Origin of the sequence: Baekduia soli, assembly GCF_007970665.1 — a bacterium.
Lineage (GTDB): Bacteria > Actinomycetota > Thermoleophilia > Solirubrobacterales > Solirubrobacteraceae > Baekduia > Baekduia soli.
On sequence record NZ_CP042430.1, the window covers coordinates 4572768 to 4599652 of the forward strand.

24 protein-coding genes and 1 pseudogene are annotated in these 26885 nt (G+C 75.5%); 8 read left to right on the forward strand and 17 right to left on the reverse strand.

The window, feature by feature from the left end; all coding sequences use genetic code 11:
* Window positions 1–39 precede the first annotated feature (39 nt).
* From FSW04_RS22165 to FSW04_RS22185, 5 genes and pseudogenes are all read right to left on the reverse strand, one after another.
* Window positions 40–351: pseudogene (locus FSW04_RS22165) on the reverse strand (ferritin family protein); the annotation flags it as partial.
* Between the two features lie 9 nt (window positions 352–360).
* Window positions 361–564: a hypothetical protein gene (locus FSW04_RS22170; RefSeq protein ID WP_146922371.1), complete on the reverse strand. Its 204-nt coding sequence runs from the start codon at window positions 562–564 to the stop codon at window positions 361–363.
* A 9-nt stretch (window positions 565–573) separates the two neighbouring features.
* Window positions 574–1242, reverse strand: coding sequence for an HAD family hydrolase (locus FSW04_RS22175; RefSeq protein WP_146922372.1), 669 nt, complete (start codon window positions 1240–1242; stop codon window positions 574–576).
* Window positions 1239–1730, reverse strand: a complete 492-nt coding sequence (locus FSW04_RS22180) for a DUF6328 family protein (RefSeq protein WP_146922373.1) — start codon at window positions 1728–1730, stop codon at window positions 1239–1241. Before FSW04_RS22180 ends, FSW04_RS22175 begins: the two co-directional genes overlap by 4 nt.
* Before the next feature lie 34 nt (window positions 1731–1764).
* The gene (locus FSW04_RS22185; protein ID WP_228430646.1) at window positions 1765–2487 is read right to left on the reverse strand and encodes a SigB/SigF/SigG family RNA polymerase sigma factor; all 723 of its coding nucleotides are present in this window, start codon (window positions 2485–2487) and stop codon (window positions 1765–1767) included.
* A 165-nt stretch (window positions 2488–2652) separates the two neighbouring features.
* Between FSW04_RS22185 and FSW04_RS22190 the strand changes: the two genes are divergently transcribed.
* Complete coding sequence (locus tag FSW04_RS22190) at window positions 2653–3867, forward strand: MerR family transcriptional regulator (protein WP_146922375.1); 1215 nt, start codon at window positions 2653–2655, stop codon at window positions 3865–3867.
* Here FSW04_RS22190 and FSW04_RS22195 read toward each other — a convergent pair.
* Window positions 3794–4573, reverse strand: a complete 780-nt coding sequence (locus tag FSW04_RS22195; RefSeq protein WP_187369014.1) for a SigB/SigF/SigG family RNA polymerase sigma factor — start codon at window positions 4571–4573, stop codon at window positions 3794–3796. The genes FSW04_RS22190 and FSW04_RS22195 overlap by 74 nt on opposite strands.
* A 408-nt stretch (window positions 4574–4981) precedes the next feature.
* On the opposite strand from FSW04_RS22195, the gene FSW04_RS22200 reads away from it, so the two are divergent.
* The 3 genes from FSW04_RS22200 to FSW04_RS22205 are packed head-to-tail and all read left to right on the forward strand — an operon-like array spanning window position 4982 to window position 6384.
* Window positions 4982–5278, forward strand: a complete 297-nt coding sequence (locus FSW04_RS22200) for an ANTAR domain-containing response regulator (RefSeq protein ID WP_146922377.1) — start codon at window positions 4982–4984, stop codon at window positions 5276–5278.
* Between the two features lie 31 nt (window positions 5279–5309).
* Window positions 5310–5477: a hypothetical protein gene (locus FSW04_RS26520; RefSeq protein ID WP_187369015.1), complete on the forward strand. Its 168-nt coding sequence runs from the start codon at window positions 5310–5312 to the stop codon at window positions 5475–5477.
* 1 nt (window position 5478) lies between these two features.
* Entirely contained in the window at window positions 5479–6384 is a 906-nt protein-coding gene (locus FSW04_RS22205) for a YihY/virulence factor BrkB family protein (RefSeq protein WP_187369016.1), read from the forward strand.
* On the opposite strand, the gene FSW04_RS22210 is transcribed toward FSW04_RS22205, so the two are convergent.
* The 5 genes from FSW04_RS22210 to FSW04_RS22230 all read right to left on the reverse strand — a co-directional run bounded on the left by FSW04_RS22210 (window position 6381) and on the right by FSW04_RS22230 (window position 17728).
* Window positions 6381–10058: a UvrD-helicase domain-containing protein gene (locus FSW04_RS22210; RefSeq protein ID WP_146922379.1), complete on the reverse strand. Its 3678-nt coding sequence runs from the start codon at window positions 10056–10058 to the stop codon at window positions 6381–6383. The genes FSW04_RS22205 and FSW04_RS22210 overlap by 4 nt on opposite strands.
* Complete coding sequence (locus FSW04_RS22215) at window positions 10043–12025, reverse strand: PD-(D/E)XK nuclease family protein (RefSeq protein WP_146922380.1); 1983 nt, start codon at window positions 12023–12025, stop codon at window positions 10043–10045. The genes FSW04_RS22210 and FSW04_RS22215 overlap by 16 nt, the downstream gene beginning before the upstream one ends.
* 1418 nt (window positions 12026–13443) lie before the next feature.
* Window positions 13444–14259 (reverse strand): hypothetical protein, encoded by an 816-nt coding sequence (locus FSW04_RS22220; protein WP_146922381.1) that lies wholly within the window; start codon window positions 14257–14259, stop codon window positions 13444–13446.
* Entirely contained in the window at window positions 14246–16510 is a 2265-nt protein-coding gene (locus FSW04_RS22225) for a type IA DNA topoisomerase (protein ID WP_146922382.1), read from the reverse strand. Before FSW04_RS22225 ends, FSW04_RS22220 begins: the two co-directional genes overlap by 14 nt.
* A gap of 63 nt (window positions 16511–16573) precedes the next feature.
* Window positions 16574–17728 carry a MarP family serine protease gene (locus FSW04_RS22230; RefSeq protein ID WP_146922383.1) on the reverse strand — a complete coding sequence of 385 codons (1155 nt, stop codon included), beginning with the start codon at window positions 17726–17728 and terminating at the stop codon, window positions 16574–16576.
* Window positions 17729–17821: 93 nt separating this feature from the next.
* Here FSW04_RS22230 and FSW04_RS22235 point away from each other — a divergent pair, with 93 nt between their 5' ends.
* The gene (locus FSW04_RS22235) at window positions 17822–19501 is read left to right on the forward strand and encodes a penicillin-binding transpeptidase domain-containing protein (protein WP_187369017.1); all 1680 of its coding nucleotides are present in this window, start codon (window positions 17822–17824) and stop codon (window positions 19499–19501) included.
* An 81-nt stretch (window positions 19502–19582) separates the two neighbouring features.
* Here the strand turns inward: FSW04_RS22235 and FSW04_RS22240 are convergent, their stop codons facing one another.
* The 3 genes from FSW04_RS22240 to FSW04_RS22250 are packed head-to-tail and all read right to left on the reverse strand — an operon-like array spanning window position 19583 to window position 21021.
* Window positions 19583–20140: a hypothetical protein gene (locus FSW04_RS22240; RefSeq protein WP_146922385.1), complete on the reverse strand. Its 558-nt coding sequence runs from the start codon at window positions 20138–20140 to the stop codon at window positions 19583–19585.
* Window positions 20141–20154: 14 nt separating this feature from the next.
* Complete coding sequence (locus FSW04_RS22245) at window positions 20155–20697, reverse strand: SRPBCC family protein (protein WP_146922386.1); 543 nt, start codon at window positions 20695–20697, stop codon at window positions 20155–20157.
* A 54-nt stretch (window positions 20698–20751) separates the two neighbouring features.
* Window positions 20752–21021 carry a hypothetical protein gene (locus FSW04_RS22250; RefSeq protein WP_146922387.1) on the reverse strand — a complete coding sequence of 90 codons (270 nt, stop codon included), beginning with the start codon at window positions 21019–21021 and terminating at the stop codon, window positions 20752–20754.
* A gap of 252 nt (window positions 21022–21273) precedes the next feature.
* Between FSW04_RS22250 and FSW04_RS22255 the strand changes: the two genes are divergently transcribed.
* From FSW04_RS22255 to FSW04_RS22265, 3 genes are all read left to right on the forward strand, one after another.
* Window positions 21274–21858 (forward strand): FHA domain-containing protein, encoded by a 585-nt coding sequence (locus tag FSW04_RS22255; protein ID WP_228431339.1) that lies wholly within the window; start codon window positions 21274–21276, stop codon window positions 21856–21858.
* 105 nt (window positions 21859–21963) lie between these two features.
* Window positions 21964–22782, forward strand: a complete 819-nt coding sequence (locus FSW04_RS22260) for a ParA family protein (RefSeq protein WP_146922389.1) — start codon at window positions 21964–21966, stop codon at window positions 22780–22782.
* Window positions 22779–23549: a L,D-transpeptidase gene (locus tag FSW04_RS22265; protein ID WP_146922390.1), complete on the forward strand. Its 771-nt coding sequence runs from the start codon at window positions 22779–22781 to the stop codon at window positions 23547–23549. Before FSW04_RS22260 ends, FSW04_RS22265 begins: the two co-directional genes overlap by 4 nt.
* 67 nt (window positions 23550–23616) lie before the next feature.
* On the opposite strand, the gene thrB is transcribed toward FSW04_RS22265, so the two are convergent.
* From thrB to FSW04_RS22280, 3 genes are all read right to left on the reverse strand, one after another.
* Window positions 23617–24471, reverse strand: a complete 855-nt coding sequence (thrB, locus tag FSW04_RS22270; protein ID WP_146922391.1) for a homoserine kinase — start codon at window positions 24469–24471, stop codon at window positions 23617–23619.
* 176 nt (window positions 24472–24647) lie between these two features.
* On the reverse strand, window positions 24648–25661 hold the full coding sequence (gene thrC / locus FSW04_RS22275; protein WP_146922392.1) for a threonine synthase: 1014 nt from the start codon (window positions 25659–25661) through the stop codon (window positions 24648–24650).
* Complete coding sequence (locus FSW04_RS22280; protein ID WP_146922393.1) at window positions 25661–26884, reverse strand: homoserine dehydrogenase; 1224 nt, start codon at window positions 26882–26884, stop codon at window positions 25661–25663. The genes thrC and FSW04_RS22280 overlap by 1 nt, the downstream gene beginning before the upstream one ends.
* Between the last annotated feature and the right edge of the window lies 1 nt (window position 26885).

Genomic DNA, 26885 nt, shown 5'->3' on the forward strand with positions numbered 1-26885 from the left:
GGGGCCGCCGGAGCCGACGGCCGCCGCGCCGTCGTCGTCGTCGGCGCCCTCCTCGGCGGCCTCGCCGTGGGCGACGATGTCGCCGTCCTGGAACAGCACGCCCTCGGCGATCTCCCGCCACCGCGGCGTGCGCCGCAGCAGGAACTCCAGGTCCATCGAGAAGTGCTTGTACTCCTCGCCCACGGCGTTGGCCATGACGGCCCGTGCCTCGGGGTCGCGCTCGACGGCCAGCCGCTGCGCGTACCAGCCGATCGCCTCGGCCTCCTCGGTCAGCGACGCGCAGAGTCGCGCGAAGGTGCGGGTCTCGGCCGGCAGCTCGTCCGGCGGCTCGTGGTACTGGTCGAAGCCCATGGCGGAACGCTACTCCGCGGGTGCGCTGGGCGCGGGGGGCTCGACGGGATCCTCGCGGGGCGTGTCGGGCGCCGGGACGTCGGGGCCCACGGGATCGCCCGGGGTCCCGGGCTCGATCGCCGGCTCGGGGTCTGGGACCGCCGGGGCGTCGGGCACCACGGGCGTCGCGGGCTCGACGGGCTGGGGGACTTCGAGCAGCGGTGTGGGGCTCATGTCCCGGCCCTACCCGAACGGCGTGTCGTCCAGCGCGAGGCGCAGCTCGTCGATCGAGCCGAAGACCGCCGAGGCGCCCGCGTCGCGCAGCTCGCCCTCCGAGAACCCGCCCGTGAGCACGGCGATCGACTCCAGGCCGGCGCGCTTGGCCGCCTCGCAGTCCCACGTCGAGTCGCCGACCATGACCGCCGGCGCGCCGTCGAGGAGCTCCATGGCGGCGAGCACGAGGTCGGGGGCGGGCTTGGTGCGCTGCACGTCGGCCGACGTCGTCCACCCCGTGGCCAGCTCACGCGCATCGAGCAGGTCGAGGTAGTGATCGACCTCCTGGGCCTTCGCGCTGGAGGCCAGGACGATCTTGCGGCCGCGGTCGCGCAGGTCCTCCAGCAGCGCGCGGGCGCCGCGCAGCGGCTCGACCTCGGCGATGAACACGAGGTACAGCGCCTTCTCGGCCTCGCGGATGGCGTCGCCCTCGGCTCGCTCGACCTCGTCGCTGAGCAGCGAGCCGACCATCTGGTCGCCGCCCATCCCGATGTGGCGGTGGATGCGCCACAGCGGCACGACGTGGCCGTGCTGGCGGAACGCGCGGAACCACGCGACGGCATGGTGGTAGTTCGTGTCGACGAGGGTGCCGTCGATGTCGAGGATGGCGGCTGCGGGCTGGCGTCGGCTGGGGCTCACCACGCGGTTCTGCCCGAAGCGAGGCGCCGCCACGCCAGCCCGAACCACAGCCAGCCGAACAGCGCCGCCGTGGCCGCGACGACGACCACGACGGTCGTCGTCCGGAAGACGATGTCCATCAGCAGCAGGACGGCGCCGTTCATGGCCAGCGCGAGCAGCGCCATGCCCGCGATCGCCTGCCGGGTGCCCAGCCGCACGAGGTACGGCTTCTGACCCGCGCGGAACGTGAGGCGGTGGAAGGCCGAGGGGCCCATGAGGAATGCGGCGGCCGCGGTGGTCAGCAGCAGCGTCACGACGTAGACGATGCGTTGGAAGCCGTCGATGCGCGCGAAGCCCTGCTGGAACGGGACCGTCAGCAGGAAGCCGAACAGGAGCTGGACGCCCGGCATGACCACGCGCAGCTCGTTGAGCAGCTCGAGGAGCTCGCGGTCCAGGCGCTCGGCCTCGTCCTCGTCCTCCCGCGCCTGCGACTTCGAGTGCTCCTCCATCGCAGGCCGACGTTCGCGCCGCGGTCCCGCGATGTCAAGCGGCCTGGGGCAGCGCGATGCGGTCGCGCAGACCCTGCACCGTGCGGCGGATGAGCCGCGAGACGTGCATCTGGGAGATCCCGATCCGGTCGGCGATCTCGCGCTGGGTCAGGCCCTCGTAGAACCGCAGGCGGACGATCTCGCGCTCGCGCGGCGGCAGCTCGTGCAGGCTGTCGGCCAGCATCGCGCGGGCCTCCGCGCGCTCGAACCCGTCGTCGTCGCCGCCCAGGCTCTCCAGCGGGCCCGTGCCGTCGGCGTAGGGCTGGTCGAGCGACATCATGCGGTAGGCGGCCGCGGCGGCCAGAGCCTCCCGCACGCGGTCCTCGTCGCAGTCCAGCGCCCGCGCCAGCTCGGCCGCCGTCGGCGACCGCGACAGGTCGCCGATGAGCCGCTCGCGCACGACGGAGATGCGCCCGGTCAGCTCCTGCACCTCGCGCGGCACGCGCATCATCCACCCGCGGTCGCGGAAGTGGCGCTTGAGCTCGCCGGCGATCGTCGGCACCGCGTAGGTGGCGAAGCGCACGTCGCGCGTGAGGTCGAAGCGGTCGATCGCCTTGATGAGCCCGACGCAGGCGACCTGCTCGAGGTCGTCCAGCGGCTCGCCCTTGTTCGCGTAGCGCCGCGCGAGGCTGCGGGCCAACGGCAGCATCTCGTCGACCAGCAGGTCGCGCGCCACGCGGTCCCCGTGGTCCTGCCACCGGCGCAGCAGCGTGCGCACGTCATCCCGGCCCCCGGCACCAGGCGTCATAGGGTCCATCGGTCCTCCCGATCCACATGGTTCTCCCCTGCCCTGCGTGAACCATCCTCACTTTTGGGGAGGGGCTGACAAGGTGGTCACGATTGGGCAACGCGAGAATCGGCCATAACCGCGGGCGTGGACGGGATGGACAAGGCCGGTCAGACGATCAGCGCGACGCGCTTCGCGCAGCTCACCGGCGTGTCACGCGAGCGGCTGCGCACCTGGGAGCGCCGCCACGGCTTCCCGCGGCCCGTGCGCGTGGCCGGCGGGCCGCGGCGCTACCTCGTCTCCGACATCACCCGGGTGGTCGCCGTGCGGCGCGCCGCACAGGACGGTGCGCCCCTGCCGGCCGCCATCGAGCACGTCGGCCGGGTGGCCGACGGCGCCGGGCCGCCGGCCGAGGCCTTCCGCGCCACGCTGGAGCTGGCCCCGGTCGCGGTGGCGCTCGTCTCGGGTCCTGACCCCCTGCGCCTGGAGTGGGCCAACGCGGCCCTGCGCGCGCTGCGCGGCCCCGCCCCGCCGGGCGCCGAACTGGCCGAGGAGGAGGCGCGGGACCTGGCCGAGCCGCTGCGCCTGCACTTCACGGGCGACGTGCCGGCCGTCGAGGTCGTCCACCGCCCCTGGGGCGCGTGCTCGGCCGCCGTGCGCCCTGAGAGCCCGACGCGATCGATGCTCTACCGCCTCCCGGTCGGGCCGGGCCAGCGGCCCGTCGTGGCCATCGTGGGCATCGAGACCGCCGCGGTGCGCGACGCCCGCGCGGCGCTGGCCGCCGAGCAGGCCGAGCTGGCCGAGCTGCGCCGGCGCACCGAGCGCCACGATCGCTGGCTCGACGCGCTCTCGGCCCTGGCCGTCGCGTTCCAGCGCGAGCCCGGCCCCGCCGTCATCGGCTCGGCGCTCGACGTCCTCGTGCGCCAGACGCGCGCCGTCGACGCGGGCCTGGCCAGCTACCTCAGCGGCCGGCTCATCCTGCACGGCTCGCGGCGCGGCGCGCTGCGCGCATGCGGGCTGACCGTGGCGGGCCATCCGGCCCTCGGGCGGGCCCTGCGCGACGTCGAGGGCCAGTGGCTGGACCCGGCCGCCGCCGCGACGCTCGGCGTGCCCGAGGGCCTGCACGCCGCGGGGCTGCCGATCGCCGTGGCGGGCGAGGTCCTCGGGCTGCTCGTGATGGTCTTCGACGAGGTCGAGCCCCACGACGCCGACAACCGGCGCCTGCTGCAGGCCGTCTCGGCCGCGGTCGGGTTCGCGCTGCTTCGCGACCGGCTGCAGCGCGAGGTCCGGGCGACGGTCAGCGCTGACGCGACGTCACGTCCGGGTCGGTATGCGCCGCGAGCCGCAGGCGCGATACGGCCTGACGGATGAGGCGCGAGACCTGCATCTGCGAGACGCCGATGATCTCGCCGATCTCGGCCTGGGTGAGGTCCTCCTCGAAGCGCAGGCGCAGCACCTCGCGCTCGCGCGGCGTGATCGCCCGCATGAGCTGAGCGATCGTCGCACGGGCCTCGGCCCGGTCGTAGCCGTCCTCGTCGCCGCCGATCGTGTCGGCCAGCGTCTCCCCCGGCTCGGCCTCCGAGCCGCGCGGGGTCTCCAGCGACGTGGCGTGGTAGGCGCCGGCGGCCTCGAGGGCCTCGAGCACCTGCTCCTCGTTGGCCCCCACCCGCTCCGACAGCTCGGTCACCGACGGCGACCGGTGCAGCTCGCGGGTCATGTCCCCCACGGTCCGCTCGACCTTGAGCGCGAGCTCCTGCAGGTCGCGCGGCACGCGCACCGACCAGGTGCGGTCGCGGAAATGGCGCTTGATCTCTCCGAGGATCGTCGGCACGGCGTAGCTGGAGAACGCGACGGCGCGGGTGGCGTCGAAGCGGTCGATGGCCTTGACGAGCCCGAGGGCGGCCACCTGGACGAGGTCGTCCATGGGCTCGTCCGGGCGCTGGTAGCGGCGCGCGAGCTGGCGCGCGAGCGGCAGGTAGCGCTCGACAAGCTGGTCCCGCAGGGCGGGATCGCGGGTCGCCGCGAGGCGGGTGAAGAGGAGCCGTTCCTCCTGGGCGCGGGAGATGTCGTGCTGCATGGCGAAAGCGCACGACACCGGGGGGATGGGGCGTCGGAAGGTGGGGCCCTCGGGCGGGTGTTTCGGCCCAGGCCGACGTAGTATAGGACGCGTGACGGATCCCGCAGAGGGCCTCCGCATCCTCGCGGCCGACGAGGACCGCGAGGCATTGGAGCGCACCTCGACCAGCCTGCAGCGCCTGGGCCACCAGGTCACGGCCACGGCGATCGACCTCGCCGAGGTCACGGAGGCCGTGGCGCGCGAGGACCCCGAGCTCTCGGTCGTCGTGGTCCACGACGACGACGAGCACGCCCTTGACCTCATCGAGGAGATCGCGGCGTTCGCGGCCGGACCCGTCATCGCGCTCGTCGCCCATGACGAGGGCGGCGACTTCATCCCCCGCGCCGCCGACCGGGCATCTACGCCGCCGTGCGCGACGGCGACGAGCAGAGCCTGCAGGCGGCCATCGAGGTCGCCATGCGCCGCCACGCCGAGACCACGCGCCTGGAGGAGCAGGTCGGCCGCCTGGAGACCGCGATCGAGCGGCGGGCGACGATCGAGCGCGCCAAGGGCATCCTCATGGAGCGCCACGGGCTCTCGGACCGCACGGCCTTCGAGCGGCTGCGCACCCACGCGCGGTCGCGCAACCGCACGGTGATCGACGTCGCCTCCGCGGTGACCGAGGGTCATGGGCTGCTCGGCGACAGCGCTCGCGCGGGCGAATAGCCCGCGCCGCGGGAGGGGACCCTCCCAGGGCATGCTCGGAACGCTGCTCACCCTCGTCGCCGCCGCGGTGCTCGTCGCCGCGTGCGTCCTGGCGGGCCTGCCGTCGCTCGTCGCGGTGGTCGTGGCGATCCTCGTGCTCATCGGCGGCATCGGCGGGACCGGGCATGACCTGGGTCTCGGCGGCCGCCACCAGCACTGAGATGGCGTCGCCGGAGCCGAGCGCGACCTCGCTGACGGGCGCCGCGAAGCGGGCCTTCGCCGCGTTCCGCCACCACCAGATGACCGACGTGGCGGCCGCGCTGACCTACTACGCGATGATGTCGCTGTTCCCGGCGCTGGTGCTCGCGACGTCGCTGTTCTCGCTCGTGGGCGACCGCAGCACGGTCTCCAAGGCCGTCGACTACCTGGCGCGCCAAGGCGCCGACCGGCCGACGCAGCAGGCGGTGCAGGAGGTCATGAACAAGCTGGTCACGGCCTCGGGTGGCGCGGTGTCGATCGCCCTTGTGTTCTCCATCCTCTTCGCGCTCAACGGCGCGTCCGGCGCGTTCGGCGCCGCGGGCCGGGCGCTGAACCGCGTCGCCGGCGTCGAGGAGGACCGCGGCTTCGTGCGGCGCAAGGTCACCGACATGGGCATGACGCTGGTGATCGTCGTGCTCCTGCTGATCGTCGTGGCGGCGCTGTTCCTGGGCGGCCGGATCGCCGAGGACCTCCTGGGGACGATCGGGCTCGGCCGCAGCGCGGCCACCACGTGGTCCATCGTCCGCTGGCCCCTGGCGCTGTTCGTGATGCTCATCGCCTACGCGTTGATCTACGCGTTCGCCCCCGACCGCGAGCCGCGCACGCTTCGCTGGCTCACCCCGGGCGCGATGGCGGGCGTGCTCATCTGGATCGTCGCGTCGGTGGGCTTCGCGATCTACATCAAGAACTTCAGCTCCTACGGCGCCGCCTACGGGGCGGCGGGCACGGTCGTCGTGCTGCTGCTGTGGCTCTGGCTCTCGGGCTGCGCGCTGCTCTTCGGCGCCGAGCTCAACGCCGAGCTCGAGCGGGCCGGAGGTGGCCGGCCGCGGCGGGCCGCCGTTCCCGATGCCCCCGCCCGGTGCGCCTAGCCGGTCGGGGCCGACGGCCGGGGCGCGTCCCGGAGCGTGAGCTCCTCGGGGTGGTGGCAGAGCGCGCGCCGCCCTGGGCAGGTCAGGCACAGCGCGCGGTGCGGCTCGTCGGTGGGGACGAAGCGCCCGGCGGCGAGGTCGGCGATGCGGGCCTGGATGTCGGCGCGCAGGCGCGGGACGTCGGCGCGGTCGTAGACCGCGACCACCGGCGCGTGCGGGCGGGCCAGGTAGAGGTGGGCCACCTCGACGTCGGGTGCCCCGGCGCCGAGCGCGGCCAGGGCGTAGATGTGGCGCTGGATGCCGTAGTCGGCCTCGACGTGGGCCTCGAGGTCGGCGTCGCCGGCGACGACGTCGGTCTTGTAGTCGACGACGAGCGCGCCGCCCTGTGCCTCGAAGGCCAGGACGTCGATCACGCCGTGCAGCAGCGGCGCCGCATCGTCGCCCAACCCGACGACGAAGCCGTGCTCGCGGCGCACGTCGGGCGCGGCGGCAAGGCGCCCGGCCAGCGGGCCGTCCACGAACGCGGCCACCAGGGCCTGCAGGTCGGCCACGTCGGCGTCGGTGACCTCGGCCTCGTGCAGCTCGGCGAGCTCGCGGACCGCCTCGGCGCCGGGCGGTGCGGGCGCCGCAAGGTCCAGCCCCTCAAGCAGCAGGTGGGCCAGCGAGCCGCGCACGAGCGGGTCCAGACCGGCCGGCCCGCCGACCGCCGCGGGGTCCTCGCCGCACGCGGCCGCGGCCGTGGCGGCGTCGGCCTCCTCTCGCGGCAGGCGCAGCACGCGCTCGAGGTACCAGCGGTAGCCGCAGCGGTCGTAGGCCGACAGCGACGAGTAGCTCAGGGCCGCGGGCAGCGGCCGGGGCGGCGTGCCGGAGGTCGCGGGGCGCACGGGCGGCCCGCCGGCGCCGGCGCCGGCGGGCGGCGGCGCCGCGGCCGCCGCGGGCTCGGCGAACAGGTCGAGCGTGAGCTGGCCCCCGGGGGCGGCCGCGGGCGGCTCGGGCAGGCCGGGCCCGGGCGCCTCGGCGGCGACCGGCGAGGGCAGCGCACGCGGCATGGCCGGAGGGGTCCGGTGCACGGTGACCGTGACGCGCGGCGCCGGCGCGGCGGGATCGGGGTCGCCCGGCCACGACTCGCCGTCGGGCGCCTCCGGCAGCGCGCGCTGGAGCCCGGCGACGACGCGCGGCGCCAGCCAGCGCAGCGGCGCGACGGCGGGCCGCGGCGCGCCGAGCCAGCGGTCGGCCTCGAACGTTCCGCTGAGCAGCAGCCGCTCCTGGGCGCGCGTCATCGCCACGTGCAGGATCCGCCGCTCCTCGTCGGCCCCCGCGGCCGCCTGCTCGTCGCGCAGCGCCTCCCAGTCCAGTGCCTTGGCCGACCCGCCGTCGACCGTGCGCAGCCGCAGGCCGACCCGGCCGCCCTGCACGAGCAGGTCGTCGGCGTCGCTGCGCCCGGCCCGGCCGAGGTCGGCGATGACGACCACCGCGAACTCCAGGCCCTTGGCGGCGTGCATCGTCATGAGGCGCACGGCACCCCCGGGGTTGCTCGGCGCGGCCTCCACCGGCGCGTCGGTCTCGCGCGCCTGGGCCTCGAGCTCGGCCGTGGCGAGGTCGATGAGGCCGCGCAGGTCGCGCCCGCGGCGGCCCTCGAAGCCGGCGGCCAGGCGTTGCAGCTTGAGCACGTTGGCCCACCGCCGGCGCCCGCCGGGCAGGCCGAGCACGTGCAGGTCATAGCCCGTGCGGTCCACGGCGCGCTCCAGCAGCTCGTCGAGCCCCAGACGCGGGGCGCGCTCGCGCTCGGCGGCGAACCACGGGCAGAAGTTGGCAAGCGCGTCGCGGTCGGCGTCGGGCAGGTCGGCCGCCACCGGCGAGCGCTCGCCCGCGACGAAGGCCGACGCCAGCGCCTCCCAGCGCGCCCCGCGGGCGGTGCCGCGGGCCAGGATGGCCAGGCCGTCGGCGCCGAGGCCCACCAGCGGCGAGGCCAGCAGGCCGAAGAGCGCGAGCTCGTCGCGCGGGTTGGCCAGCGCGCCGAGGTAGGCGCACAGGTCGAGCACCTGCTGGCGTCCCCAGTAGCCGCGCCCGCCGGCCGCCAGCGTGGTCAGGCCCTCCTCCTCCAGCGCGCGCTCGAAGACCGCCATGTCGGTCGCGGCGCGCAGCAGCACGACGACGTCGGCGGGATCGACCCCCTCCTCGCCGACCAGGGCGGCCACCCGGGCGGCCACGACCCGTGCCTCGGCGCGGCGGCGCTCGGGGCTCAGGGGCAGCGAGGCCAGCGTCTCCGGCGGCCACGCGGCGACCGCGTCGGCGTCGGTCAGCAGGAGCTCGACCCGCGCCCCAGAGGCCGTGTCCGCCGCCTCGCGCCCGGCCACGAACGGCACGTGGGCGGGGCCGTGCAGGTCGCCCGTGGCGTCGTCGATGACGCTCAGGATCTCCGGGCGGCTTCTGAAGTTGGCGGCCAGCGCGGCGGCGTCCCCGGTCTGCTGCAGCGCCGCGCGCTGGGCGCGGAAGATGCGCACGTCGGCGTGGCGGAAGCCGTAGATGGACTGCAGCTCGTCGCCGACGACGAAGCGCTCGCCGCCCAGGAGCTCGAGCAGATGCAGCTGCACGGCGTTCGTGTCCTGGAACTCGTCGACCATCACCCGCTCGAACCGGTCGGCATAGGCCGCGCGCACGGCCGGCGCGTCGGCGAGCAGGTCGCGCGCCAGCAGCTCGAGGTCATCGAAGTCCAGGGCGCCGCGGGCGCGCTTGGCCGCCGCGTAGGCGTCGGCGTGCCGGCCGAGCAGCTCGTTGAGCAGGGCGACCGCCCGCGCGGCCAGGGCGTCGCGCGTGGCCCCGGCGAACACCTCCAGCGCGGCGAGGTAGGCCGCGCACGCGTCGCTCTTGAGGGCCTTGGTGTTGCCGGGCCGGAACGCGGCGGCCTCCAGGCCCGCGAGCGTCGGCGCGTTCCTCTCCAGGAGCTGCGTGCAGGCCGCCAGTGCGGCACCGGCCCCGGCGATCGTCTTGCCTTCCAGCCCCGCCAGGTCGGCCTGCGCGGCGCGCAGCGCCGCGGCCAGGGGCGCCGGGTCGGGTGCCTCGGCCCGCACGGGCGGCAGCGCAGGCCGCGTCATCCCGGAGCTGCGCAGCTGGTCGTGGGTGCGCACGATCGTCGCCTGGAGCGCGTCGACGCCGTAGGCCGCGGCGAGGTCGAGCGCCTCCTCGCGCTCGCCGGCCAGGAAGGCCGCCAGCGCCGCCTCAAAGGCCTCGGAGCGCACGTCGCGGGCCTCGGCGTCCTCGAGCACCCCGAACGCCGGGTCCAGCCCGGCGCGGACGGCGTGGGAGCGCAGGATGCGGGCGCACAGCCCGTGGAAGGTCGAGATCCACGCGGCCTCGAGGTCGCGGGCGCGGTCGCGGCGGCCGAGCTCGACGAAGCGCGCGCGCACCCGCGCCCGCAGCTCGCCGGCCGCCTTGTCGGTGAAGGTGATCGCCAGGATCCGGCCGGGCTCCAGGTCGTCCTCGAGCACGGAGCGCACGAAGCGCTCGCTGAGCACGGAGGTCTTGCCCGACCCGGCGTTGGCCGAGAGCAGCAGCGCGCCCTCGCGGCGGGCGATCGCCGTGGCCTGCTGGGCCGTGAACGGCAGGCCGTCGCGGCCGACCATCGCCCCGCCGTCGTCGTACAGGCGCCCGGCGGCGGTCATGCCGTCATGCACCGGCAGATCGTCGGGTGCGCGCAGCCGCCGCCGTAGGCGCAGCGGTCGGGCGCCGGCGCCAGGGCGCCGCGGCGCAGCTCGGACACGGCGTCCCGCGCGGCCTGGGTGCACGCCTCCAGGAGGGCCTCGAGCTCCTCGGGCGCGACGCGGTCGGTGCCCACCGTGTCCAGCCCCGGGTCGGCGTCGCGCCGCACGGCGCCGCGGGGGCGCTGGGCGTCGGGCGCGGCGCCCAGCGGCTGGTAGAGGCCGCCGACGGGCTCCAGGCCGAGCACGTGGCGGACCATGAGCAGGTACAGCGCGACCTGGAGCTTGCCCTCGTCCTGCCAGCGGGCCTGCGCGGTCGCGGTCTTGCCCTTGTAGTCGTAGACGATGGCCTGGCGGGGGCTGCCGCCCGGCGCGAGGTCCACGCGGTCGATGCGCCCCGCGATCCGCAGCGCGCCGTCGTCGAGCTCCAGCGGCGGGTAGGGGTCCTCGGGCTGCCCGAACGTCACCTCGAACAGCGACGGCCGGAAGCTGCCGCCGGCGTGGGCGGCGTACTCCAGGTAGCGCAGCAGGTCGACCTCCAGGCGGCGCAGAGCGCTGCGCAGGCGCTCGGGGTTGGGCGAGATCCGGAAGTCCTGGGCGTGCTCGGCCAGCGCGGCGTGCACGAGCGCCCGCGCATCGGGCAGGCGCTCGGGGACCAGGCCGCCGCCGTCGGCGGCCAGCGCCGACAGCGCATGCTCGAGCACGCGGTGGGCCAGCTCGCCGCGCAGCATGGGCTCGGGGTCGGGGACCAGCACGGCCGGGCGCAGGTGGCGCTCGACGAACCAGCGCACGGGGCAGGAGGCCCACGCCTCCAGCTGCGAGGCCGACCACGTGTGGCGCTCGCGCAGCGGCCCCAGCGCCGCCGGAGCGCGCAGTGGGCCGATCGCCTCGGGCTGGGCGGGCGGGGCGTCGGCCGCGGCGAAGCGCGCCGCCTCGCGCTCGGTCGGCGCCGCGTCCCGGGGCCAGCCCGCGGCGCCGAGCTCGCGCCGCTGCGCCCGCTGCGCCCAGCCCGCATCGAGGAGGTCGGCGACGTCGTCGACGAGCAGCGACCGTACGCTCGGCGAGCCGTCGTCGGTGGCGGCGTGCCAGCCCAGGACCAGCAGCTCGGTGGGCCGCGAGACCGCGGCGTAGAAGAACAGGCGCTCGACCTGCAGCGCGTCCTCGTGCAGGCGCAGCCGCAGGCCCGTCGCCGCGTTGATCTCGCGCCGCTCGTCGTCGCCCAGGAACGGCTCAGGCCGCGACGGCGCCGGGAAGACACCCTCCTGCAGGCCGATGCAGAACAGGGCGCGCACGCGCCGCGCGCGCAGGCTCTGGGGCCGCGTGATCGTGATGCGCCCGGGCCCGGCCGGCGCGCCGAGGAACACGGGCAGCGCCTCGAGCGTGGCCGCCAGCTCGGCCGGGCCGGGCTGCATCGCCGGCGGCAGCGCGGCGAGCTCGGACAGGGCGCGGCGCAGCGCCGAGGCGACCCGGGCGTCGACCTCGCCCTCCTCGTCGAGCACGGGGGCCTGGCGGCGCCAGGGCGCCGCGAGCATCGTGGCGGCCTCGGCGGCCAGCCGCTCGCCGACGGCGCGCACCCCACCGCGCTCGTGGGCTCGGGCCAGGTGGTCCAGGGCCTCGAGGGGCCAGTGCTCCTGCTCCCACAGCGCCCGGGCCTCGCGCGCGGTGCGCGCTCCGTCGCGGCGGGCGCGCGCCTCGAGGCGGTCGGCGAACGCCGGCACGCGCAGGACGCCCGGGGTGCGCAGCCACGCCAGCAGATCGTCGGCGCTGCCGTCCAGCAGCGCGCAGCGCAGCAGCGCGATGAGCCCGCGGCCGAGCGCGGCGTGCCCGGCGCGGATCTCGCGGTCCAGCGCGACGGGCAGGTCGTAGGCGCGGAACACCTGGTCCAGCAGCGGGGCGGCCGTCTCCAGGCCGCGGTGCACGACGGCGATCTCCTCGGGCGCCATGCCCCGCGCACCAGCGCGGCGATCCGGGCGGCGACGAGCTCGGCCTCGGCGCGCTCGCCCCCGCCCTGCAGCGCCTGGACGGCGTCGCCGGCGGGCGCGCGCGGGCGGTCGGGCTCGAAGAGGCCGCGCTCGAGGTGGTGCAGGACCGCGCGCGCCCCGGGCGCGTAGTACTCCGCGGAGGGCTCCAGGCGCTGCTCGGCGGCGCCGAGCGCCAGGAGCTCCTGGTGCAGCGTGGCGCGCGCGGCGAACGCGGCCCGCCCCGGCTCGAACGTCAGCGACAGCATGACGTCGGCGCCGACGGCGTTGGCCAGCGTGTCGACGACGTCGCGCTGCAGCGGGGTCAGGTCGTCGAAGCCGTAGAGGAAGACCGGCGTCCTGCCCCAGCGGCCCGGGGCGACCCGCAGCGCGTCCAGCGCGGCGGTGACGTGCTGGGCGCGGGCACGGCGCCCCGTCTGCTCCAGCGCGCGCCCGTGGGCGAGCACGAGCGCTCCGAGCTCGTCGGCGTAGGCACGCCGGGCGCCGTCGGGGCCCGCCCAGTCGCGGAGGGCGCGCACGAAGCGCGGCGGCGCGATGCGGGCCTCCCCCAGCTCGGCGCAGAAGCGCACGAGCGCCCGGGCGAAGCCGGGCGTGGCGGCCGCGTCGGCCAGGCGCTCCAGTGGCGTGGCGGCGATGGCCGCGGCGGCCACGCGCTCCTCCTGCAGCGGGCTGAGCACGCGCCCGGGCACGCGGGCGCGGACGGGCAGCTCGCGCAGGAACCCGTTGAGCGCCGAGACGCGGACGCCGAGCACCGCGCCGCCGGCCACGAGCTCGCGGCGGTAGCGCTCGACGTCGGCGAACGTCGGCACGACGAGCAGCGGCGACTGCGCCGAGCGGGCGCGCGCGGCGTCCAGGACGACACGTGCCTTGGCGGCGTTGGCGGGACCGGTGACGAGCGTGAGGGGCATCCGGGGGTCGTCAAGGGTGGCAGCGCCACCCGACGGTGTGGCAGAACGGCGCAGGGCGGTCCGGGCGCCCGGTCGCACCCGCGGCGGGCCAGCGTGCCCGGGGATGCGTCTCGGCTTGTCGGTGAAGGTCCTCTCCGACGGGGACCTGGCCTCCCACGACACGCGACGCCGGGCCGTCCGGGCCGTCGCTGGTCGTGTCGCTGGACCGCCTGGAGGCGAGCCTGCGCCACGCGGCCGCGCACGACATCGCGCTGTACAACGTGGGCCGGCGCGCCGAGCGCCGCCCTCGTGCCCGCGCCGGCGCGCGCCCACGCCGACACGATCGACCCGTTCGCGTTCGAGCGCCTGGTCCGCGAGATCGCCGCGGGCATCGACGCCGACGTCATGCTCGAGGCCAGGGCCAAGGACCTCGCGCTTGCTGGCCCTGCGGGACCACCCGGAGGAGCGCGGCCTGGCCGTCGGCCGCGCCCCGGCTCACCGGTAGCCCCAGGCCTTCAGGCGCCGCAGCAGCAGCGCCCGGTACTGCGGGCGGATCCGGTGGCGGCGCAGCTGGTGGGCCAGCTCGGCCCGCGCCGTCGCCGCGCGTCCCAGGGAGTACTCGTCGGCGACGTAGGCCGCCAGCAGGCCGCGCACGTCGTCGCCCCGGCGCAGGCGTCGCAGGTCGCGCAGTTGGCGGCGGGCGTCGGCGGCCACGACGGCCGGGAAGCGCCGCGTGACGTCGGCCACGGCGCCGTGGGTCACCTGCAGCACCTGGGCCGGGAACCCGGAGGCCGCGAACGCCGTGAAGGCCCCGGAGAAGCGCGGGTCGGCGCCGACGAGCTCCGGCCGCCCGTCGCCGTCCGCGTCACGCAGCCGGTAGCCCACGTCGCCCCAGAAGATGTCGGTCGGCGTGTAGGCGCTGCCGTCGAACGTCAGCACGCGCGTGGTCACGCAGCAGTGCGCGCCGCCGGAGAACGTGTCCACGAGGACCTCGGGCTCGCCGTCGGCGTCGAGGTCGGCCACCTTGAGCACGGAGTCGCCCGGCGCAGTGTGGGCGTCGTCGGCGACGAGGATGCAGCCCTCCTGGCAGATGTCGGTGATCGCGACGTCGTAGGACACGCCCGCGCGGGTGATCGCCAGCCGCGGGTCGGTGATCCCGAAGTCGGCAGCGCCCCAGGACAGCGTCGCGGACGTCGCCCCGGCGGCATGCGTGACCGTGCCCGCGTCCATCGCGGGCGCCGGCGCGGCGTACAGCGCCAGGACCGCCAGCGTGCCGGCCAGGCCGGCGCCGAGGGGCCTACGCCGCCGCACTCTCGTCGTCGCCGGTGCCGGACGTCGCCGCCACGGGCGTCGCGGCCGCGGCCTCGTCCTCGGCCTCGGGCGGCTTGGCGCCCTCCTTGGCCCACGGCTCGTCGAACTCCACGCGCCAGCGGCCCTCCTCGTTCTGCATGAGCGCGAGGCGGGCCCGGAACGACCGTCCGCTGCGACCCTTGAAGCCCGTGACGGGCTTCTCGGTGCGCCCGCGGGCGATGAGCTCCTTGGCGATGGCGGGCGGCATGTTCTTGCCCGCCTTGGACTTCCAGATGACGAAGCCGCAGCCCGGGTCCTCGCGGCCCCAGCACGAGTAGCCCTTGCGGTTCTCGACGATGTCGCGGCCGCAGACCGGGCACGGGCCCAGGTTGGCGCGCGGGATGCGGACGTCCTTGAGCTTGGCGTCGAGCTCGCCCACCGTCGAGCCGGCGAACTTGGCGATGTCGGCCATGAAGCGCTTGCGCTCCTGGTCGCCGCGCTCGATCTCGGCCAGCCGGCGCTCCCAGTCACCGGTCAGCGACGGCGAGGTCAGCGGGTGCTCGCCGAGCAGGCGGATGACGTTCATGCCCTTCTCCGTGGGCACGAGGGCACGGCCGTCGCGCTCGACGTAGCCGACGTCGATGAGCCGCTCGATGATCGCCGCCCGCGTGGCCGGCGTGCCGATGCCCGACTCCTTCATGACCTCGCGCAGCTCGTCGTCGTCGACGAGCTTGCCCGCGGTCTCCATGGCGCCCAGCAGCGAGGCGTCGCTGTAGCGCCGCGGCGGCTTGGTCTCCTTGGCCAGGACCTCGACCGAGCGCGTCTCGACGCCCTCGCCCTGCTCGAGCTTGGGCAGCGTCTGGTCGCGGCCCTCGTCGTCCTCGTCGCGCGGGGCGCCGTCGTCGGCCTCCTCGCCATAGACGCCGCGCCAGCCGGGGACGACGAGCACCTTGCCGCGCGTCCGGAAGATGTGCTCGGAGACCGTCGTCTCGATCCGCGTGTTCTCGAAGACCGCCTCGGGGTGGAAGACCGCGAGGAACCGGCGCGCGACCATGTCGTACACCTTGCGGTCGTCGTCGTTCATCTTCTCGAGCTTGTGCGAGGCGTTGGTCGGGATGATCGCGTGGTGGTCGCCCACCTTCGCGTCGTCGACGACCCGCGACAGCGGCAGCAGGTCGAGCCCGGCGACGTAGGCGGCGCCGGCCGCGTACTCCTTGTGCTCACCGACGTGGCCGGCGATCGGCTTGAGCTCGGGGACCATGTCGGACGTCAGGAAGCGCGAGCTCGTGCGCGGGTAGGTCAGCGCCTTGTGCTCCTCGTAGCAGCGCTGGGCGGCGGCGAGCGTGCGCCGCGCGGAGAAGCCGAAGCGGGTGTTGGCCTCGCGCTGCAGCGACGTGAGGTCGTACAGGAGCGGCGCCTTCTCCTTGCGCGTCGTCTTCTCGAGCTTGGTGATCGAACCGCGCCGGTCGCGCACGGCGGCGGCGATCGCCTCGGCCTCCTCGGCGGTCCCGACGCGGGGCTTGGCGCCGGCGTGGAAGCGGCCCTCGTAGGTCCGCTCGCCCTCGGCGGCGAAGCGCGCGTCGACGAGCCAGTAGGGCTCGGGCACGAACGCGCGGATCTCCTCCTCGCGACGGGTCAGGATGGCGAGCGTCGGCGTCTGGACGCGGCCGAGCGAGACGGCGCCGTCGAACGACGAGCGCAGCCGGATCGTCGCGGCGCGGGTGGCGTTCATCCCGACGATCCAGTCGGCCTCCGACCGCGAGCGCGCGGCGTCCTCGAGGGTCGCCATCTCCTCGCCGTCGCGCAGCTGCCCGAACGCCTCGCGCATCGCGTCGTTGGTCATCGAGTTCAGCCACAGCCGCTTGACGGGCTTCTTGGCGCCCGCCTTCTCGAAGAGATAGGCGAAGATGAGCTCGCCCTCGCGGCCGGCGTCGCAGGCGTTGATGACGACGTCGACGTCGTCGCGGCGCAGGAGCTGGCGCACGACCGACATCTGCTTCTGGGAGCGCTCATCGCGCACGACGAGCTTGAAGCGCGCGGGCACGATCGGCAGGTCGGCCATCCGCCACTTCTTGTACTTGTCGTCGTACTCGTCGGGCTCGGCGAGCTGGACGAGATGGCCCACGGCCCAGCTGATGACGTGCTCGGGGCCCTCGAGCCAGCGCTCGGTCTTCTCCCCCGCCCCGGTCTTCTTCTCGAACGGGCCCGGAAGGATCCGCGCGAGGTCGCGGCCGACGGACGGCTTCTCGGCGATGACGAGGGTCTTTCCCATGTGGGTCCGCAGCGTAGCGGTCGGGCCGCGCGGTGCGGCCGGCTGTGGCGAAGTCGTGACAGGTCAGCCGGCGCACCGGCCCGTGGACACCGAGCCGCCGCCGGCCGCGCCGTCCAGGACGTCGCGCACGACCGCGTTGGGCACCCCGTATCCGCCCTGGCGGGTGCTGCCGCGCGCCTGCGCGAAGACCGTCGTCAGCACGCGGCCGTCGGTGCCCACGAGCGGGCCGCCCGAGTTGCCGGGGCGCACGCGGCCGCGGAAGGGCGTCATGCGGCGCGACACCGGCCCGTTGCCGTAGGCGTCCTGGGAGAGCACGGTGCGCGTCTGGCCCAGGCGCCCGGCCCGCACGTCGTAGGGGCCGTTCTGGGGGAAGCCGAGGATCGCGCCGCTGCGCCCCGAGGCCGGGTCGGCGTCCAGCGCCAGGGCCGGGGCGTGCAGCCCCTCGACGCGCAGGACCGCCACGTCGTTCGTCGCGTCGAAGGCCACGGCGCGGGCCTGCAGCCGGGGCCCGGTGCCGCGCTCCTGCACGACCGTGTCGTCCTCCCCGGCCACCACGTGCGCGTTGGTGACCACGATCCCGTCCCCCGCGACCCAGCCCGAGCCCTCGATGCCCAGCCCACAGGCCGTGCCGAGGACCCGCACCACGCTCGCGGCCGCGGCACGGACCTGGGGGTCGCGCGCCACCGCGGGCGCAGGCGCGGGGACGTCGGCCTCGGGCCCGTCGATGTGGGGGAACGGGTCGAAGCGCGCGAGGAGGTGCAGGACGCTGCCCGAGGGCGGCAGCACCGCGTTGAGGCGCGAGAGGATCGCCGAGCGCTGGATGTCGGTCCGCAGGTGCCGGGCGCCCGGGGTCTGGAGCATCACCGCGCCCGCCAGCCACGCCAGCCCGAGGCCGACCGCCGCGCTGAGCAGCGCGCCGAGCAGCCCGTCCAACGCGGCGACGCCGGGGATCGGGATGGCCCGCCGCAGCACGAACCCGGCGCCCTCCAGCGCACCGGCGAGGATCGACCCGCCCGCCAACGCGGCCACGAGGGCCACGAGCGGCGCGTAGACCGACGACGACCCGCCCGGCAACAGCGCCGGGCCGAGGCGGCTGCCCAGGAACGCGCCGCCGGTGAACCCGGCGAGCGCCAGCGCGCCGGCCAGGAATCCCTGACGCCACCCGATGGCGGCCATGACGGCGGTGAAGCCGACGATCAACCAGTCGATGAGGGACAACCGAGGGCACCCTACCCGCAGGCCTGTGGGTACCTTTCGCAGCGCATGACGCCGCCCCGTGCCAGCGTTCGCCGGACCCGGATGCGGCGTGCCGTGGCCGCGGGCACCGTCCTGGCGGCGGCCCTCGTGGTCGGCGTCGTGTGCGCGGTCACCGGCGGATCGGGCGAGCGCGACACCGTGCAGCGCTTCGCCGCGGCCTGGTCGCGCGGCGACTGGGCGGCCATGCGGCGGCAGACCACGGGCTCGGCGCAGTCGCACTGGCCGCTGAAGGCCTTCGCCGCCCGCTACACCGACGCCGCGGCCATCGCCACCGCCCGGGGCGTCACCACCGGGCGGCCCACCGACGACGGCCACGGAGACTGGCGCCTGCCCGTCGTGGTCGACACGCGCGTGTTCGGCACGGTGCGCAACGAGGTGCGCCTGACCGTCGTGCAGGACAGCGGCAAGGCGCGCATCGACTGGCACCCCAACCTCGCCTTCCCCGGGCTGGCCGTCGGCGAGCGCCTGCGCCGGACGACGACGCTGCCCGACCGCGCCGACCTCCTGGCCCGCGACGGGACGCCCCTGGCGCAGGGCCCGGCGCGCACGTCGACGCTCGGCGCCGCGGCGACCGCGATCGTCGGGGCGCTCGGCCCGATCCCCGCCGACCGGCGCCTGCGCGCCGAGCAGCTCGGCTACCCCGCCGACGCCCAGGTCGGCATCACCGGCCTGGAGCGCGCGTTCGACGAGCGGCTCGCCGGGCAGCCGGGCGGCCAGCTGCGCGCCGGCGTGCGCCTGCTGGCCGAGCGCTCGCCGCGCAAGGCCGCGGCGGTGCGCACGACGATCGCGCCCTCGGTCCAGGAGGCCGCGGTGACGGCGCTGGCCGGGCGCCTGGGCGGCATCGTGGCGATCCGCCCGCGCACGGGCGAGATCCTCGCGGCGGCCGGCATCGGCTTCAGCGGCCTGCAGCCGCCCGGGTCGACGTTCAAGATCATCACGGTCACGGGCGCCCTGCAGGCCGGGATCGTCAAGCCGACCGACACCTTCGCCTACGCGACGTCGGCCACGCTCAGCGGCGTCGAGCTGCAGAACGCCAACCGCGAGTCCTGCGGCGGCACGCTGGTCAAGGCGTTCGCCGACTCCTGCAACTCGGTCTTCGCGCCCCTCGGTGCCCGGCTGGGCGCGAAGAGGCTCGTGCAGACCGCCGAGGCCTTCGGGTTCAACCGGCCGACGGGGATCACGGGTGCGGCGACCGCGTCGATCCCGCCGCCGGGCGACATCGGCGACGACCTCGCCGTGGGCTCGAGCGCGATCGGCCAGGGCCGCGTGCAGGCGACCGCGCTGCAGATGGCGATCGTCGCCTCGGCCATCGGGCTGCGCGGCCGCCGGCCCGACGTGACGCTGGACCCCGCGCGGTGGCCCGGCGACGCCCCGACCCACGTGGCCACGACGCCCGCGGTGGCGCGAAAGGTCGAGCGCCTCATGCTCGGCGTGGTGCGCTTCGGCACGGGGACCGCGGCGGCGATCTCCGGCGTCAGCGTCGCCGGCAAGACGGGCACCGCCGAGCTCAAGTCGACCCAGGCGTGCGTGCCGACGCCCGACAACCCGGAGTCCTGCGCCCCCGACCAGCACGAGGACACCACCGACACCGACGCGTGGTTCTCGTCCTACGCCCCGGCCGGCAGCGGCCACCCGCGCATCGCGGTCGGCGTCCTGCTCGTCTCGGCCGGCGCCGGCGGGGACACCGCGGCGCCCGCGGCCCGCCAGGTCCTGCAGGCCGGGCTCAAGGGCTGATCAACCCCGCCGCTGGGCGGGCACAGCCCACGCCGTAGGAGACCGCGCGACGGCAACCCGAGCCGCCGGGCGAGCGCTCGCCTAGACGTCCAGGTCGACCGTCGCCTCGCGACCGCCGTCGGGCGGCGTGATCGTCAGCTCGAGCGGGCGGTTGGCGTAGGCCGCGCTGGGGATGCGGAACAGGACGAGGCCGCCCTGCGTGCCGTTCTCGCGCGCCACCGAGCCGGGCAGCGGGAGCTGGTCGCCGCCCTTGAGGACGAGCGGCCGGTAGGCCTCCACGTTGACGTCGCCGAGCGGGACGGGCTGGAACTCCTGGCCCGTCGTATCGCGGATCACGAACTGCGAGGCCGCCGGGTGGGGGCTGTTGGTGCGGTTGAAGACGCGGATGAACACGCCGAACCACTCCTGGCCGGTCGGCAGCGTCGCGGCGCCCGCGGGCAGGCCCTTGAGGAAGTCGCGGTCCTCGAAGTCGCTCGCGTTGAGCTGGCGCGAGATCTGCACCTGGTAGGCCAGGTCGCCGGTCGTGACGTACACGCCCTCGGTGTCGGCGTGCGAGACGGGGCCGTCGCTGCCGCAGGCCGCGAGCGTGGCGGCGGCGATCAGGGCGACGGCGGTGGTGGCGAGGCGTCGAAGCGGCATGGCGGCGCGAGACTCTAGCGATTGAGGTCGGAGGTGAACCTGTAGGCCGAGGCCGGCTTGCGCGCGCCCCCGGCCACGGTGACGCGGTGGCCCCGGTCGAGGCCCTCCTCGAGGATGCTGCGCAGGCGCCGCAGCGCCTTGGCGTTGCGGCGCTTGGTCCACCCGCGGCCGCCGAGCACCTCCATGAGCTTGTCCGAGGGCATCTTCGGCTTGGTCTCCAGCGTGAAGCGCACGCGGGTCGACCCTCCGGAGGCCTCGTCGAGCTCGTAGACGCCGCGCGTCAGGACGCGGTTGTACTTGCCGGTCCGGCCGCGCTCGACGATGAGCCGCGGCGGCTCGAACTCGGTGATGGTCGCGTCGCCCCAGGCGAAGCGCTGGCCGGGCGCCTTGACGCGGAAGCGCGTTCCGGCGCCGAGGCCGTAGGAGTCCTCGCGCGTCAGGTGCCAGTCCACGAGGTAGTGGTCGCAGAACTCCGCGTGGTTGGCCACGTCGGCGAGGTACTCGAACACCTCCTCACGGGGCCGCGCGATGGTCGTTTCGACGGTGACGGGATCCACGGCCCGGGAAGTCTACCCGCGACCAGGCCGGGACCGCGCGTCCCGTCCCCGGGGTCAGGCCGCGCTGGGGACGATGCGCCGCACGGTGTGGCCCCGCTCGAAGTGGCGCACGAGCTCGACGGCGTCGGGCTCGGCGTCGCGCAGCGGGCGGCACAGCGCGCAGACCGAGCCGTGGCGCTTGAAGCGGTACATGCGCTCGCCGACCAGCGGCGTGCGACCGCAGTCCCGGCACGAGAGCCGTCCGGCGGTCAGCGAGCCGACCGACTTGCGCAACAGCGCGATCTCGAGGTCGGGCTCGTCCAGGGTCGGCAGTGCTCGGGCCATGTCTGGGGGGTTCGGCGCCGCACCGGGCGCTCCTGCCACGCGTCCGCACGCTCCGTCGTGATACCCAGACCCGGCACGACGATTGTCCGGGAACGTTTGCCGGGGACGGGCGGCGGGGACCTTCCGTCAGGGCCCGTGGACGGCGTGCCGCCGCAGGTCAAAGGATTGTTACTCGGGGTTTTCCGGCGGCGTTCCGACCGATAAGGTCGTGGGGAGCGGGTCGCCAGCCTCCAGAACGGGAAGTGGTCGATGATGGAGTCCTTGACTTCGGGCACCCTGGCCGGAACGGGTTCGTTCCGATGCGAGCAGTGTGGGTACGTCGTGACGCTCGCCGCCACGGAGGAGCTGCCGGCGTGCGCGGGCTGCGGCGGGTCGCACTTCGTCCGGGCGTCGCTGTTCGGCGGCGGCCGCTTCGAGCGCCGCGGCACGGAGGCGCCGAGCGCCCAGGAGCGCGCGGAGCTCATCACCGCCGCCCGCTCGGGCATCACGGAGCCCGGGCAGTACCTGGCCTACGAGGACGCCGGGCGCGTGTGCGTCGTCGCCCTCGAGAAGGAGTGGACGCGCGTCGGGCGCAGCCTCGCCGCCGACGTCCGCTTCGACGACCCGACCGTCTCGCGCCGGCACGCGCTCATCGTGCGCCAGCCCGACGGCGTCCGGGTCCTGGACGATCGCAGCCTCAACGGCGTGTTCGTCAACGGCGAGCGCGTGGAGTGGCGCGCGCTGCGCGACGGCGACGAGATCGTCGTCGGTCGCTACCGCCTGCACTACCTCGTCCTGACGCCCGAGGGCACCGGCGCCGCGCCGGCGTCGCCGCCCGGGCTGCAGACCGCGGGCTGAGCAGGGAGATCCCAGGGCGGGCGGCCCCGACCGGTCGCCCGCCGGGGAGGCGGGGCCGCTCCGAAGGCGTCCTGGCGCCGCCTGCTTGCCTATCCTCAGCGCCCAATGGCTGAGACAGTCGCGGTCCTCTCGCAGAAGGGCGGCACCGGCAAGACGACGGCGGTGCGCCACCTGGCCGACGTGTTCCGCCGGGCCGGGCTGACGGTCCTGGCCATCGACCTCGACCCGCAGGGCAACCTGTCGGACTACCTCGACGTCGACCCCGAGGCGTCGCCGACGATCCGCGAGGTCCTCACCGGCGAGGCCAAGGCCAAGGCGGCGATCCACCCGTCGCCCGACGGCGTCAGCGTGATCCCGTCGAACCTGAGCCTGGCCGAGGCCGAGGTCGCCCTGGCGGGCAAGATGGGCCGCGAGCTCACGCTGCGCAAGGCGCTCAAGCCGCTGGCCGGCGACTTCGACGTCATCTTCCTCGACTGCCCGCCCAACCTCGGCCTGCTGACCGTCAACGCGCTCGTGGCCGCCGACCACGCGCTGCTCAGCGCCGAGGCGCAGTACTTCGCGCTGCAGGGCGTCGAGCAGGCCCTCGAGGTCATCGAGCTGGCCCGCGACGGCCTGAACCCCGACCTGGACTGGCTCGGCGTCGTCTTCACGATCGCCGACATGCGCACGGTCCACTCGCGCGAGGCGCAGGCCTCGCTGAAGGCGCACATCGGCGACAAGCTCCTGGACCCGGTCATCCGCCAGTCCATCGCCTACGCCGAGTCCGCCGAGCGCGCGGTCTCCATCATCGAGCACCGTCCCGACCTGGGGGCCGACTACCTCGCCCTGGCCGACGAGCTCCTGCGGCGCCTGGGCCAGACCGCCGCGCGCCGCCGGCTGGCGCCGATGCTCGCCGCCGCGCGTGAGGGGACGGCCCAGCGGTGAGCCAGCGCCCGCCCGCCCTCGCGGCGCTCGCCGCCGCCGCGCTCGCCCTCGCGGTGGCCGGCTGCGGCGCCGACACCGGACCCCGGGCCACGACGGCCACCACGCCGGCGGCTGCGCCGGCGCAGACCACCGGCCCGGGCCAGGACGAGACGCCGGTCGTCAAGACGCCGGCGACGCTGCAGGGCCCGCTGGCCTTCCACGTGCAGCGCCGCACGCAGCTGCGCCGCACGCCGGGCGGCAAGGTCGTGGCCACCATCCCGACGAAGACCGAGTTCAAGTCGCCGACGATCCTGGACGTCGCCGGCCGCCGCGCGGGCTGGATCCGTGTGCGCACGTCGGTCAGCCACCACGCGGTGGGCTGGATCCCGGCCTCCTCCGGGGCGATCTTCACCCAGCCGCACTCCATCGTCATCGACCTGTCGCGGCGCACGCTCACGCTGTTTCACCGCGGCAAGCCGACCAACACCTACAAGGTGGCCATCGGGACGGCGGCCACCCCCACGCCGATCGGCAGGTTCGCGATCACCGACCGCCTCCGCGTGCCGCCGGGGACCGACTACGGCTGCTGCATCCTCGCCCTCACCGCCCACCAGCCCAAGATCGCGCAGGGCTGGGGCGGCGGCGACCGCGTGGCGATCCACGCGACGACCGGGGTGTGGGCCATCGGCAAGCGCGTCAGCCACGGCTGCGTGCGGGCGACGAACAAGACTCTCCACGAGCTCATGCGCCGCGTGCGCCTCGGCACGCCCGTGACGATCCACGCCTAGGGGAACACCGGTCCAGGGGGCCGGTCGCTCGGCGGGTGTCGGCCCAGGAGGCCGAACCCGCGCTCCGTCACCCCAGCGCCGTCACGTCCGCGCCGTGGGCCTCGAACGGCGCGCGCAGCACGTCGGCCCAGTCGCCCGCCTCGCGGCGCAGCGCCTCCAGCACGGCGCCCGTCTGCTCGTAGCCGCACCACACGAGCACGCTCGGCCCCGCGCCCGAGATCGTCGCCCCCAGCGCGCCGAAGGACCGCGCGCGCTGCACGACGTCCATCGAGCGCGGGTACAGGTGCGCGCGGTAGGGCTGGTGCAGGCGGTCGACCAGCGCGCGGGAGACGAGGTCCAGGTCGCCCCGTGCCAGGCCGAGGACGAGCAGCGACGCGTGCGCGACGTTGGCGACCGCGTCGGCCATCGGGACCTGCCGGGGCAGCGCGGCCCGCGCCTCGCGCGTGCGCACGTGCTCGTGCGGCACGACGAGCACGGCCTCCAGCCCGGCCGGCGCCTCCAGGCGCGTCGCGGCGTCCTGCGCACACACCACGAACCCGCCGTGCAGCGCGGCGCCCACGTTGTCGGGATGGCCCTCGAGCTCGGTGGCCAGCGCCAGGACGTCGGCGCCCAGCTCGAACATGCTGTCGGCCGCCAGCAGGCCGGCCACGTAGGCCGCGGCGCTCGTCCCCAGGCCGCCGGACAGCGGGATCTCGGAGCGGATGCGGAACTCGAAGCCGTCGGGCGGGTGCAGGCGCGCGAAGCCCCGGACGGCCAGGTTGCGGCGGTCGCGGGCGATCGCCAGGTCGGTGACGACCCCGAAGCGGCCGGTCTCGACGACCTCGATCTCGGTGTGCAGCGCGAGCGCCGCGGCGAAGCAGTCGAACCCGGGGCCGAGGTTCGCCGAGGAGGCGGGCACGCGGACGAGGCGGCGGCGGTGCATGCAGCGGCGGACCCTAGTGCCCGGGGCGCGCCGTCGTCGTGCTGGCCCGGCGCCGTTGGTCGGCAGCGCTGCGGGACGCTCGCCACCGATCGCTCCGGCCCGCGCGCCTCGCCGTGGCGGCGCCGGCGTGGCCGGTGGTGCCGCTGCCCGCGGCGACCCGCGGACGACCGCGAGCGTCAGCCCAGGACGGCGTGCTCGACGGCATCGAGCTCGGGCTCGCAGGGCACGACCGAGCCCGCCTGCATCAGCGCCGTCTGGGGGTCCTTCAGGCCGTGGCCGGTCAGCACGCACACGATGCGGGCCACGCCCTCCGGGGCGCCGTACTTCAACAGCCCCGCCACCCCCGCGGCGCTGGCCGGCTCGCAGAACACGCCCTCGCGCGAGGCCAGGAACCGGTAGGCGTCGAGGATCTCCTCATCGCTGACGGCCCGCACGGAGCCGCGCGAGCCGGTCATCGCCGCCATCGCCTCCTCCCAGCGCGCCGGGTTGCCGATGCGGATCGCGCTGGCGACGGTCTCGGGGTGCTCGACGGGCCGGCCATCCACGAGCGGGGCGGCGCCGGCCGCCTGGAAGCCCAGGATGCGGGGCGCCTCGCCGACCTCCTGGAAGCCCTTCCAGTAGGCCGTCACGTTGCCCGCGTTGCCGACGGGGATGCACAGCGCGTCGATCGACCCGATCTCCTCGTGGATCTCGAACGACGCGGTCTTCTGGCCCTCGATGCGGAACGGGTTGACGCTGTTGACCAGCGCGATGGGCTGGCGCTCGCACACCTCGCGCACGAGCCGCAGCGCGACGTCGAAGTTGCCCCGCAGGGCGATGACGCGGGCGCCGTGCATGAGCGCCTGGGCCAGCTTGCCCGTGGCGATCTTGCCCTCGGGCACGATGACCGCGCCACGCAGGCCCGCGCGCGCCGCGTAGGCGGCCAGCGACGCGGCCGTGTTGCCCGTCGAGGCGCACAGGACGGCCTCCGCGCCGCCCCGCAGCGCGTCGGAGACCGCGCAGGTCATCCCGCGGTCCTTGAACGAGCCGGTCGGGTTCGCGCCCTCGATCTTCAGGTAGACCTCGGCGCCGACGCGGTCGCCCAGCGTCGGCGCCGGCACCAGCGGCGTCGAGCCCTCCTGCAGCGAGACGACCGGGTCGCCCGGCGCGAACGGCAGGCGATCGCGGTAGCGGTCGATGAGGCCCGGCATCAGAATGCCTCGTCGATCACGCGGATCGCCCGCGGCCGGCCCCGTACGAACTCCAGCCCCGTGATGAGGTCCACCGCGCCCGAGAGCTGGGACTCCAGGACGGGGTGCAGGACCATGACGAGCCGCGCGTTCTCCCCCAGGCCCTTCTGGACGAAGGACTTCACGCTGATGTTCTGCAGCCCCAGGACCTGGGCCAGCTGGGCGAGCACGCCGGGCTGGTCGGCCACGTCGACGTGCAGGTAGAACGCGCTGACGACGTCGTCGACGAGCTCGAGGCGCTCGGAGGGCTCATGCGTCGAGGCGGGCGGGATCATCGCGCTGACGACGTCGCCGAGCACCGCGCTGGCGGTCTGCGGGCCGCCTGCGCCGGGCCCGCTGAGCGTGATCTCCGTGATGGCCTCGGACTCGATCGTCACCGCGTTGAACGGGCCGTTGACCGACGCCAGCGGGTGCGCGCCGTAGAGGAACGCCGGGTGCACGCGCACGCTGAGGCCGCCGTCGACGCGCTCGGCCGTGCCGATGAGCTTGAGCCCCAGCCCGAGCTCGCGGGCGTACTCGAGGTCGTCGGCGGTCAGGTGCTCGATGCCCTCGTAGCGGACCTGGGCCAGCGACACCGGCGTGTCGAACGCCAGCCGCGCGAGGATCGCCATCTTGGCCGCCGCGTCCTTGCCGGTCACGTCGTCGGTCGGGTCGGCCTCGGCGTAGCCCAGGCGCTGGGCCTCGGCCAGCGCGTCGGCGTAGGAGGCGCCGGTGTCGGCCATCCGCGTGAGGATGAAGTTCGTCGTGCCGTTGACGATCCCGTGCAGGCGCTCGACGTGCGCGCCGGCCAGCGACTCCTGCAGCACGCGGACGACCGGCACGACGCCGCCGACGGCGGCCTCGAAGCGCAGCTGCACGCCGTGCTCGCGCGCGGTGGCCCACAGCTCCTCGCCGTGCTCGGCCAGCAGCTGCTTGTTGGCGGTCACGACGTGCTTGCCCGCCGCCATCGCGCGCTGGACGTAGTCGCGCGCGGGGTCCAGCCCGCCGATGAGCTCGACGACGAGGTCGCTGTCGGCCAGGATCTGGTCGAAGTCGCCCTCGCTGCGGCGCAGCACGCCCGTGATCCGGGGGCGCAGGCCGGTGACGGCCGCGACGTGCCCGGCGCGCTGCTCGAGCAGGTCGGCGAACGCGCCGCCCACGGTGCCGCGGCCGAGGAGGCCGATGCGGAAGGTCTGCTGGGTCACC